Source organism: Planomonospora algeriensis, assembly GCF_977012225.1.
Map to the genome: position 1 here is coordinate 1 of NZ_CDRNDK010000206.1, position 10,743 is coordinate 10,743.

The 10,743-nt window shown below is 73.1% G+C and carries 10 protein-coding genes; 8 read left to right on the forward strand and 2 right to left on the reverse strand.

What is annotated here, in order from left to right; all coding sequences use genetic code 11:
• From ACWJ6R_RS20570 to ACWJ6R_RS20595, 6 genes are all read left to right on the forward strand, one after another.
• Positions 1-1,516, forward strand: a 1,516-nt coding sequence (locus ACWJ6R_RS20570; protein WP_449063793.1) for an MFS transporter, incomplete at its 5' end; no start/stop codon positions are given.
• Between the two features lie 56 nt (positions 1,517-1,572).
• Positions 1,573-2,340 carry a LytR/AlgR family response regulator transcription factor gene (locus tag ACWJ6R_RS20575; protein WP_449063794.1) on the forward strand — a complete coding sequence of 256 codons (768 nt, stop codon included), beginning with the start codon at positions 1,573-1,575 and terminating at the stop codon, positions 2,338-2,340.
• Positions 2,341-2,555: 215 nt separating this feature from the next.
• Positions 2,556-2,948: a hypothetical protein gene (locus ACWJ6R_RS20580; protein ID WP_449063795.1), complete on the forward strand. Its 393-nt coding sequence runs from the start codon at positions 2,556-2,558 to the stop codon at positions 2,946-2,948.
• Positions 2,949-2,961: 13 nt separating this feature from the next.
• The gene (locus ACWJ6R_RS20585; RefSeq protein WP_449063796.1) at positions 2,962-4,692 is read left to right on the forward strand and encodes a sodium/solute symporter; all 1,731 of its coding nucleotides are present in this window, start codon (positions 2,962-2,964) and stop codon (positions 4,690-4,692) included.
• Positions 4,693-4,882: 190 nt separating this feature from the next.
• Complete coding sequence (locus tag ACWJ6R_RS20590) at positions 4,883-5,212, forward strand: DUF485 domain-containing protein (protein ID WP_449063797.1); 330 nt, start codon at positions 4,883-4,885, stop codon at positions 5,210-5,212.
• Entirely contained in the window at positions 5,209-6,819 is a 1,611-nt protein-coding gene (locus ACWJ6R_RS20595; protein WP_449063798.1) for a solute symporter family protein, read from the forward strand. Before ACWJ6R_RS20590 ends, ACWJ6R_RS20595 begins: the two co-directional genes overlap by 4 nt.
• A gap of 146 nt (positions 6,820-6,965) precedes the next feature.
• On the opposite strand, the gene ACWJ6R_RS20600 is transcribed toward ACWJ6R_RS20595, so the two are convergent.
• Positions 6,966-7,889 carry an aldo/keto reductase gene (locus ACWJ6R_RS20600; protein ID WP_449063799.1) on the reverse strand — a complete coding sequence of 308 codons (924 nt, stop codon included), beginning with the start codon at positions 7,887-7,889 and terminating at the stop codon, positions 6,966-6,968.
• A 104-nt stretch (positions 7,890-7,993) separates the two neighbouring features.
• On the opposite strand from ACWJ6R_RS20600, the gene ACWJ6R_RS20605 reads away from it, so the two are divergent.
• Both ACWJ6R_RS20605 and ACWJ6R_RS20610 read left to right on the forward strand, forming a co-directional pair.
• Positions 7,994-9,043 carry an alpha/beta hydrolase gene (locus ACWJ6R_RS20605; protein ID WP_449063800.1) on the forward strand — a complete coding sequence of 350 codons (1,050 nt, stop codon included), beginning with the start codon at positions 7,994-7,996 and terminating at the stop codon, positions 9,041-9,043.
• A gap of 65 nt (positions 9,044-9,108) precedes the next feature.
• Positions 9,109-9,681 (forward strand): TetR/AcrR family transcriptional regulator, encoded by a 573-nt coding sequence (locus ACWJ6R_RS20610; RefSeq protein ID WP_449063801.1) that lies wholly within the window; start codon positions 9,109-9,111, stop codon positions 9,679-9,681.
• A gap of 81 nt (positions 9,682-9,762) precedes the next feature.
• Here the strand turns inward: ACWJ6R_RS20610 and ACWJ6R_RS20615 are convergent.
• A partial coding sequence (locus ACWJ6R_RS20615; RefSeq protein WP_449063802.1) for a WS/DGAT domain-containing protein occupies positions 9,763-10,743 on the reverse strand: 981 nt, incomplete at its 5' end.

Below are 10,743 nucleotides of genomic sequence, written 5' to 3' on the forward strand. Positions count from 1 at the left end.
CCGCCCCCCCGCCCCCCCCGGCGGCCGCCCCCAGCCGCCGACGGCCGCTCCGTTCCCGACGACCGGTCTCGCCACCCGACGACCGGCCCCGCCCCTACCCCGGAGGATCGATGACCGCAGGCCGTACGGACGTCCCAGGACCGGCGATCGGCTCGGACACCGGAAGGACCCCGGTCCGCGCGGGCTGGGGCGGCGGTTCTGGATCCTGTTCTCCTCCAGCACCGTCTCCAACCTGAGCGACGGCGTGGGCAAGGTGGCGCTGCCGCTGCTGGCGGTCACCCTCACCCAGGACCCGGTGCTGGTCGCGGCGCTGTCCTCGCTGACCATCCTGCCGTGGCTGATGTTCGCGATCGTCAGCGGTGCGCTGGTGGACCGGGTCGACCGCCGCAGGGCGATGATCGCCGCCCAGCTGGTCAGGACCGTGATCGTCGGGCTGCTCGCGGCGGCGGTGCTGGCCGGGCAGGCGGCGCTGTGGATGCTCTACGCGGCCGCTTTCACGCTGGGCGCCGTCGAGACGCTCTACGACAACGCGGCCCACTCGATGACGCCCTCGGTGGTCCGGCGCGACCAGCTGGAGAAGGCCAACGGCAGGATGGAGGCCGCCTCGGTCGTCGCCGACGGCTTCCTCGGCGCCCCGCTGGCCAGTGCGCTGTTCGTCGCCGCGGCCGCGCTGCCGTTCCTGGCGAACTCGCTGGGCTTCCTGCTGGCGGGGGCGGTGCTGCTCCTGCTGCCCGGCCGGTACCGGGCCGGGCGGACGCCGGAGCGGGAGAACGCGCACGCGGATGAGCCGCAGGGCGGCAGGGCGGACGGTCCGGAGGGCGCGCAGGCGGATGAGCCGGTGGACGGCAGGGCGGACGGCAGGACGGAGGGACGGCCGCCGAACCTGCGCGCGGAGATGGCCGAGGGCCTGCGCTGGTTCTGGAACCACCGGCTGATCCGCGGGCTCACCGTGGTGGCGGGCCTGTCCGGGGCGGTGTTCCAGGCGATCATGGCGGTGATGGTGCTGTTCGTGACGGACGTGCTGGAGCTGCCCGCCGCGGCGTTCGGCTGGTTCGTGCTGGCCTCGGCCGCCGGTGGGGTGGTGGGCGGGCTGGTCGTGCCTGCACTGGTCCGCAGGTGGTCGCGGGCCGTGGTGATGGGCGTCGCGCTGACCGTCCCCGGCGCCTGCTTCGTGCTCATCGGCGCCTTCCCGTCCCCGGCGGCGCTGGCGGCCGCGATGACGCTCGGCGGCGGGGCGCTGCTGGTCTGGAACGTCCTGGTCATGTCGGTACGCCAGGCCCTGGTCCCGCCGCACCTGTTCGGCCGGGTGCTGGGGGCGATCCGCACGGTGCTGTGGGGTCTCATGCCGCTCGGCGCGCTGGGCGGCGGGCTGCTGGGCAGGGCGTACGGCCTGCAGACCCTCGCCGTCGTCTGCGGGTGCCTGCTGCTGGCGCTCATGGTGCCGCTCTCCTTGACGCTGCACCGCCACAGGGACCTGCTCCGCACGCTGAGCAGGCCGGATACTGTTGACACGTGATGTCTGATTCATCACCCTCTAGGGATTCCCCTGACGAACGACCCGGAGGAGCGAGCGTGACCGGCCTGCGTGTTCTGGCGGTGGACGACGAGCTGCCCGCGCTCGAGGACCTGGCCTACCTGCTGCGCGACGACCCCCGCATCGACGAGGTCTCCCTGGCCAGGGACGGCGCCGCGGCGCTGCGCGTACTGGACCGCGCGATCGCCGACGGGCGGCCGATCGACGCGGTCTTCCTCGACATCCGGATGCGCGGCCTGGACGGGGTGGTGCTCGGCAGATTGCTCTCGCAGTTCGCGAACCCGCCCCGGGTGGTCTTCGTGACCGCCTACGAGGAGCACGCGGTGGACGCCTTCGAGATCAAGGCGGAGGACTACCTGCTCAAACCGGTCCGCCCGGAGCGGCTGGCCGAGGCCATCCGGCGGGTCTGCGTCTCGGTGGAGCTGCCGGACGGCGGAGACGGCGGCGCGGGCCGTACCGACCCGCAGACGATCCCGGTGGAGCTCGGCGGCGTGACCCGGTTCGTCTCCAGCACCGACGTCCGCTACGTGGAGGCGCAGGGCGACTACGCCCGCCTGCACACCGCGGGCGGCAGCCACCTGGTCCGCATCCCGCTGGCGACGCTGGAGGAGCGCTGGGCCTCGGCCGGGTTCGTCCGGGTGCACCGCAGCCACCTGGTCGCGGTCAAGCACATCGACGAGCTGCACATCGACTCGGGCCGCTGCGTGGTCCGCATCGGCGAGACCGAGATCCCGGTCAGCCGCCGCCACACCCGCGAGCTGCGGGACCTGCTGGTGCGGCGCGCCCGCAAGGGCAGGCCCGAATGACGGCCGGGCGCGGCGCGGGCGACGGCGGAACCGGGCGGAACCCGGGCCGGGGCACGGGACGGAACACGGAGCGCGACACAGGGCGCGAAACGGGGCGCGAAACGGGGCGAGACACGGGGCGAGACACGGGGCGAGACACGGGGAGGGGGTCCGGCGGAGGGGGTGCGGCGGAACGGGAGACCGGGTCGCGGCGCCGCGGCGACCGCGCGCTGCGCGTGGCCGACCGGCTGGTACGGCCCGGCGAACGGCCCCGCCGGGAGGTGGTGACCAGCCCCAGGACCCAGGCGGCCCGCCGTTCCCGGTACCCCGCCACCCGGGAGATCGACGAGCAGACCCGCCTGGGCGAGGTGTACATGCGCTCCCTGGTGCGCACCCAGTTCCGGCTCGCCCTGTTCGTGTGCACCGTGCTCGCCTGCGTGGTGGGCGGACTGCCGCTGCTGTTCCTGCTCGTGCCGGAGCTGCGCGAGGTGCGGCTGCTCGGCGTGGGACTGCCCTGGGCGGTGCTCGCCGGGCTGGTCTACCCGGGGCTCGTCGCCGGGGCCTGGCTCTACGTACGGCAGGCCGAGCGCAACGAGCGCCATTTCGCCGAGCTGATGGAGCGGCAGTGACCGCGGAGCCGGAGTGAACACCGCCTACGGAGTCTCGGCGGTCGTCGTCGTGGTGCTGGCCGCCATCCTCATCGGGATCTTCGGCCTCCGGCTGTCGCGCACGACCTCCGACTTCTACGTGGCCTCCCGTACGGTCTCGCCGCTGTGGAACGCCTCCGCGATCGGCGGGGAGTACCTGTCGGCCGCCTCCTTCCTCGGCATCGCCGGGCTGATCCTGGCCTACGGCGCCGACATGCTCTGGCTGCCGGTCGGCTGGACGGGCGGCTACCTGGTGCTGCTGGTGCTGGTCTCCGCGCCGCTGCGCCGGTCGGGCGCCTACACGCTCCCGGACTTCGCCGAGGCCCGCCTGGAGTCGATGATCGTGCGCCGCAGCGCCAGCGTGCTCGTGGTGCTGATCGGCTGGCTGTACCTCATGCCGCAGTTCCAGAGCGCCGGGCTGGTGCTGCGCACGATCACCGGTGCGCCGGTCTGGGCCGGCGGCCTGCTGGTGGCCGTCGTCGTCGCGGTCAACGTGCTCTCCGGCGGCATGCGCTCCATCACGTTCGTGCAGGCCTTCCAGTACTGGCTCAAACTCACCGCGCTCGCGCTGCCGGTGGTCTTCCTGCTGCTGGCCTGGCGGGCGGACGGCGCCCCCGCACCGGGCGGGGAGACACCCCCGCTCTTCGCCGAGCGGACCACGGTCACCGTCGCCGTGGACGTCACCGTGCGGGTGACCGAGCCGGTCGCGGTGACCGTCACCGGCCGCCTGGACGGACGCCCCCTCGACCGGGCGCGGATCACGCTGACCCCCGGTCCGCACACCGTCGCCCACGAGACGACGATCACCTTCCCGGCGGGCGCCGCCGTGCCGCACGCCGAGAACCTGCCCGCGCTCACCGACCGGCAGTGGGCGCTGCCGCTGGAGAGCAGGGACTACCCGCTGTACTCGACCTACTCGCTGATCCTGGCGACCTTCCTGGGCACCATGGGCCTGCCGCACGTGCTGGTGCGTTTCTACACCAACCCCGACGGCCGGGCGGCCCGCCGTACCACGCTGGTGGTGCTCTCACTGCTCGGCGCCTTCTACCTGCTGCCGGCGGTCTACGGCGCGCTCGGCCGGATCTACGCCCCCGAGCTGCTGATGACCGGCCGTACCGACGCGGTGGTGCTGACCCTGCCGGGCCGCCTGGTCGGCGGTACGGCGGGCGACCTGCTCTCGGCGCTGGTGACGGCGGGGGCGTTCGCCGCTTTCCTGTCCACCTCGTCGGGGCTCACGATCTCGGTGGCCGGGGTGATCGGACAGGACATCCTGCGCGGCGGGGTGCGCTCGTTCCGGCTGGCGACGGTGCTGGCGGTGGTCGTCCCGCTGGCGCTGGCCACCGCGGCGCGCTCGCTGCCGGTGGCGGACGTGGTGGGCCTGGCGTTCGCGGTCGCCGCCTCGTCGTTCTGCCCCCTGCTGGTCCTCGGTATCTGGTGGCGGCGGTTCACCGACGCGGGCGCGATGGCGGGGCTGCTGACCGGCGGGGGGCTGGCCTGCGCGGCGGTGCTCGCCACGATCGTCGGCGGACCCCACACGGGTCTGACCGGGGCGCTGCTGGCCCAGCCGGCCGCGTGGACCGTCCCGATCGCGTTCCTCGTCATGGTCGTCGTCTCCCTGCTGACGCCCGGCCGGATCCCGAAGGGCGTGGCCCGCACGATGGTGCGCCTGCACACCCCCGAGACGCTGAAGGTGGACCGCGGGGACTGGCGCCCCAGGGGAACGTGAGGCGTCCGGGCCGATGACCGGGCCCATGTGCCGTTCGGCGCGCGGGAAGGACCTTTCGCCGCAGGCCGTACCCAGCTGAACGCGGCCGGGCGGCGGCTGGGCGAAGAGCGCGTGCGGGGGTCTCCTCGCGGGGTGCCCGCCGCTCCTACGGTAGCCGTGATCCAGATCACATTCGTGGGAGGTCTCCCCCTTGACCACCAGACAACATGACGCATCGGTTTACGAACAGGTGCAGGCGAGCGAGCAGTTCCAGGACCTGAAGCGCCGCTTCCGCGCCTGGACGTTCCCCATGACCGCAGCCTTTCTCGCGTGGTACCTGCTTTACGTGGTGTTGTCCGGCTGGGCGCGCGACTTCATGGGCGCCAAGGTGCTGGGCAACATCAACGTCGCCCTGATCTTCGGCTTCCTGCAGTTCGTCTCCACGTTCGGCATCGCCTGGGCCTACTCCCGGCACATGGAGAAGAAGATCGACCCGATCGCCGACGAGATCCGCCACGAGATCGAGGGGCGGACCGAATGAGCTCCCAGACCCTGTCGACCATCCTGTTCCTGGTCTTCGTCGCCGCGACGCTGGGCATCACGTTCTGGGCCAGCCGGCAGACCAAGACCGCCGCCGACTACTACGCCGGCGGCCGGTCCTTCAGCGGCGCGCAGAACGGCCTGGCGATCGGCGGCGACTACATGTCGGCCGCCAGCTTCCTGGGCATCGCAGGCATCATCGCCCTCTCGGGCTACGACGGCTTCCTCTACTCGATCGGCTTCCTCGTCGCCTGGCTGGTGGCGCTGCTGCTGGTCGCGGAGCTGATGCGCAACTCCGGCAAGTTCACCATGGCCGACGTGCTGGCCTTCCGGATGAGCCCGCGCCCGGTCCGCACCGCGGCGGGCGTCTCCACCATCGTCGTGTCGATCTTCTACCTGCTGGCCCAGATGGTCGGCGCGGGCGCGCTGGTCGGCCTGCTGCTCGGCATCGAGGGCGAGGCGGCCAAGGCGTGGACGATCGTCGGCGTCGGCATCCTGATGATCATCTATGTGGTCATCGGCGGCATGAAGGGCACCACCTGGGTGCAGATCGTCAAGGCCGTGCTGCTGATGAGCGGCGCGACCCTGGTCACCCTGCTGGTCCTGGGCAAGTACGGCTTCAACCTCTCCTCGCTGCTCGGTGAGGCCGCCGCCAAGAGCGGCAAGGGCGCCGCGTTCCTGGAGCCCGGCCTGAAGTACGGCACCGAGGCGCAGGGCCTGGCGGGCAAGCTCGACCTGATCAGTCTCGGTCTGGCCCTGGTGCTCGGCACCGCGGGCCTGCCGCACATCCTGATCCGCTTCTACACCGTGCCCACCGCGAAGGAGGCCAGGAAGTCGGTTCTGTGGGGCATCGGCATCATCGGCACCTTCTACCTGCTCACCCTCGTGCTGGGCTTCGGCGCGGCGGCGCTGGTCGGCGGCGAGGCGATCCTGGCGCAGGACAAGGCGGGCAACACCGCGGCGCCGCAGCTCGCCCTGGCGATCGGTACGGCGATCTTCGGAGACGTGGGCGGCACGATCCTGCTGGCCGTCATCGCGGCGGTCGCGTTCGCCACCATCCTGGCGGTCGTGGCCGGCCTGACGCTGGCCTCCAGCTCGTCCTTCGCCCACGACCTGTACGCGCACGTCTTCAAGCGCGGCAACGTCACCGACAAGGAGGAGGTCCTGGTCGCCCGGATCTCCGCCTTCGTCATCGGCGCGTTCTCCATCGGGCTCGGCATCCTCGCGCAGGGGCAGAACGTGGCCTTCCTGGTCGCCCTGGCCTTCGCCGTGGCCGCCTCGGGCAACCTGCCGGCGATCCTCTACAGCCTGTTCTGGAAGGACTTCAACACCACGGGCGCGACCTCGGCCATCTACGGCGGCCTGATCTCCGCGCTCGTCCTGGTGGTCTTCTCGCCGGTGGTGTCGGGCGGCCCGACCTCGCTCTTCCCGAACGCGGACTTCTCCTGGTTCCCGCTGAGCAACCCGGGCCTGCTCTCGATCCCGATCGGCTTCCTGGCCGGCTGGATCGGCACCAAGCTCAGCAAGGAGTACAACGCGGCCAAGTACGCCGAGATCGAGGTCCGCTCGCTCACCGGCGTCGGCGCCGAGCAGGCCGCCGAGCACTAGCCCGGCGCACCGGACGTCCGGTGGTCCCCGCCGCGGGGACCGCCGGACGGGTCCCGGGTCCCACCGAAGGGCCCGGCCGCCTCGGGGCGGCCGGGCCCTCCACCGTCCCGCAGCGGCCGGGTCCCGGCCGTCCTCGCGACGGTCTCCTAACGGGAGGCCTCGTCCAGCAGGGTGAGCTCCTCGTCGGTCAGCTTCACGTCGGCGACCGCGAGCAGCGGCCGGAGCTGCTCGACGTCGCGGGCGCTGGCGATCGGCGCCGCGACCGTGGGCTGGGCCGCCAGCCAGGCGAGCGCGATCGTGGCCGGGACCGCGCCGTGCGCGGCGGCCACCTCGTCCAGCGCGGCGAGGACCCGCGGACCGCGCTCGGTCGCGAGGTACTCCGACGCCTTGCCCGCCCGCGGGCTGTCCACCTCGACCCCCGGCCGGTACTTCCCGGTCAGGAAGCCTCTGGCCAGGCCGAAGTACGGCGTGCTGGTCAGGCAGCCCTCGACGACCGCGTCGCGCAGCGCCCCCTCGTAGCCGCGCTCCATCAGGTTGTAGTGCTGCTGGAGCACCCCGTAGCGGGCCAGGCCGTTCTGGTCGGAGATCTCCAGTGCCTCGGCCAGCCGGCCGGCGTCGTAGTTCGAGGCGCCGATGTTGCGGACCTTGCCTTCGCGGACCAGGGCGTCGAACGCCTCCAGGGTCTCCTCCAGCGGAGTCCCCGGGTCGTCGAAGTGCGCCCAGTACAGGTCGATGTGGTCGGTGCGCAGCCGCCGCAGCGAGTCCTCCGCGGCGGCGCGGATGTTCGCCGCAGAGAGCCCTTCGCGGGTCGAGAGGGAGCCGACCTTGGTGGCCACCACCATCCGGTCGCGGTTGCCCCGGGAGGCCATCCACTCGCCGATGATCGTCTCCGATTCGCCGCCGACATGGCCCGGGACCCACTCGGAGTAGGCGTCCGCGGTGTCGATGAAGTTGCCGCCCGCCTCGGCGTAGGCGTCCAGGACGGCGAAGGAGGCGTCCCGGTCGGCGGTCCAGCCGAAAACGTTGCCGCCCAGGCAGAGCGGGAAGAGGTTCAGCTCAGAAAGGCTCATGCCAGCCACTCTATTCCCCGGCGTTCACTCACTTCCTGAGCATCATGGGAGATCGTCCCGGGATTAGCATGTGCCGGGTCGGCGCACGGGCGGAGGCGGCTCGCATGGCACCCGGTTCACGGCTACGAGGGCTCTTCGTCGGGGCCGTGGTCGTCACCGGGCTGTTCGTCCTGGTGGTCGCCGCGACGATCGCACTGATCACCAGCGGGCACCGCCCGGCCGCCGAGCCCACGGCGACCCCCGCCACCGGGAATCCGCGGGCGAGCGCGACCCCGCGGCCCCCGCAGGAGCCCGAGGGGATCGAGGTGCTCAGGGAGCGGCGGCTGGACGGGCGCCGGATGGACCTGACCCTGCGCTCGGCCGCGCTGGACGACGTCACCACGGTGCGGCTGCTGCTGCCCGAGGGCTGGTCGGCCGGCTCCGGCCGGACCTGGCCCAGCCTCTGGCTGCTCCACGGCGGCCTGGACGACCACCGGGGTTGGTCGAGGTCGGACGTCGAGCGGCTGACCGCGGACGCCCCGGTGATCGTCGTGATGCCCGACGGCGGCAGGTGCGGCAGCTACTCCGACTGGTACAACGGCGGCCGCGGCGGACCGCCCCGGTGGGCCACCCACCACCTGAAGGAGCTGCTGCCCCTGCTGGAGAGCCGGTACGGCGCGGGCGGCGACCGGGCGATCGCCGGATACTCGATGGGCGGTCAGGGAGCGATGCTCTACGCCGCGACCGGCGGGTTCAAGGCCGCGGCCTCCTTCAGCGGCGCAGTGCACACGCTGCTGCCCGGCGTCGACATCGCCGTCATGCTCGGCACCACCGCCGGCTGCTTCGGCACCGACTGGAAGCGCATCTGGGGCGACCCGCGCGGAGACCGGAAGGTCTGGGAGGAGCACAACCCCTACCACCGGGCCGCCGAGCTGCGCGGGGTCCGCCTCTACGTGGCCGCCGGCGACGGGCGCGCGCGGCCGGGCGAGCTGTTCGGCGACGTCACCGAGGAACTGGCCCGCAAGGCGGCCACCGCCTTCGCCGACCGGCTCGACGAGCTGGGCATCCCGGCCGAGACGCACTTCTACCGGGGCAGGCACGACATGACCTACTGGAACAGGGAGCTGCGCCGGGCGCTGCCCATGCTGCTGTCCTCCGTCGGAGCCGGTGACTGAGCGCGTACGGCCCTGTTCCCCCGGCGACATGGAATCCGCCCGGCCCGTGAGGTTATCGTCGGGCTGTGGGAGGACTCCGTCACCGTGCCAGGAGATCGCGGCGCCCCGGCGGGACGGGGGAGCCGGACACGCGCGCCCGCATCCTGGACGCCGCCGAGGAGCTGTTCGCCCGCCACGGCTACGAGGCGACCCCCACGGCGGAGATCGCCCGCCTGGCGGACGTCCCCAAGGGGCTCGTCTTCCACTACTTCCCCCGGAAGATCGACGTGCTGGTCGCACTGGTCGACGAGCGCACGCTGGTGGAGGAGTCCCCGGAGGTGGAGGCCGACCCCGGTGACGCGGCGGGCGCCCTGTCCCGGCTCGCCCGCCGCCTGCCGATCAGGGCCTCCCCGGCCATGCGGCGCATCCTGTTCCGCGAGGCCGACACGCACGGCTCGGTCCGCGCCCGGCTCGGCCACCTCAACGGCGAGATCATCCGCCGGGCCCGGTTCGCGCTGGAGCTGGCGCTGCCGGGCGCCCGCGGCGACGCCGCCCGGCTGGAGGTCGCGGCGGTCACCTTCGCCGCCGTCCTGCTCCACCAGGAGAACCTCTGCCAGCTCACCGGCCACCACATCGACCCGACGCGGTGGCCGAGCTGATCGTGCACGCCCTGGCGTGACGGCCGGGCCCTCCCTCCCGTTCCCGGGCGGGAGGAAGGGTCCGGCACGCGGGCGCGCGGCTCAGACCGGGCTCGGCTCGGCGGCCGCAGCCGAGGCCGGGGCGGGAGCGGGGGCAGGGGCAGGAACGGGAGCAGGAACGGGAGCGGGACCGGCCAGTTCCACCAGCTCGTCCATCGCCTCCTGGAGGTGGCCCATCAGCCGCCAGACGTCCTCGACCCGGTCCGGGCAGGCGACGATGCCGAAGTCGAGCGATCCGTCGTAGGAGAAGCAGGTGATGCTGAGCCCGCCGGTCGCGTCGCTGAGCACCGACAGCGGGTGGTAGCCGAGCACCCGGGCCCCGCACAGGTACAGGGGGAACTGCGGCCCCGGCACGTTGGAGACGATCAGGTTGACCGGCGGGGCCCCCATCGAGGCCAGCCGGAAGAGCGCGGGGGTGGCCAGGGCCGTCACCGGCGCGGGCACCATCGAGGTCAGCTCGCTGGGCCAGGCCGACGGGGAGCCGGCGAAGCGGCGCTTGGCGGTGCGCATCGCCGCTCCCACGGCCTGCAGCCGCTCCCGGGGGCAGGCGACGTCGGTCGGCATCGGCGTGATCATGGCGGAGATCTGGTTGCCGACGGCGCCCTGCCCGCTCCGACCCTCCTGACCGTCCCGATCGCTCCGGCCGCGTGCCGTACGGACCGAGACCGGGACCGCCGCGATCAGCGGCCGGTCCGGGAGCGCGCCGCGCTCCTCGAGCCAGGAGCGCAGCGCCGAGGCGCACAGGGCCATGACCACGTCGTTGACGCTGATCCCGGACGACCTGGCCACCCGCCGGACGTCGGCCAGCGGGACGGAACCGTAGGAGAAGCGCCGGCGGGCGCTGATCGGGCCGTTGAACGGGGTGCGCGGCGCCGCCAGCGAGGGCAGCGCGGGCAGGTCCCTGGTCGTCCCCCGGAGCATCCGGGTCGTGGCGGCCACCAGGCGGGCGCCCGGCAGGGTGGCGGCGAGCGGGATCGCGTCGAGGTCGGCCGCGGCCCGGCCCAGGGAGCGCAGCGCCCGCAG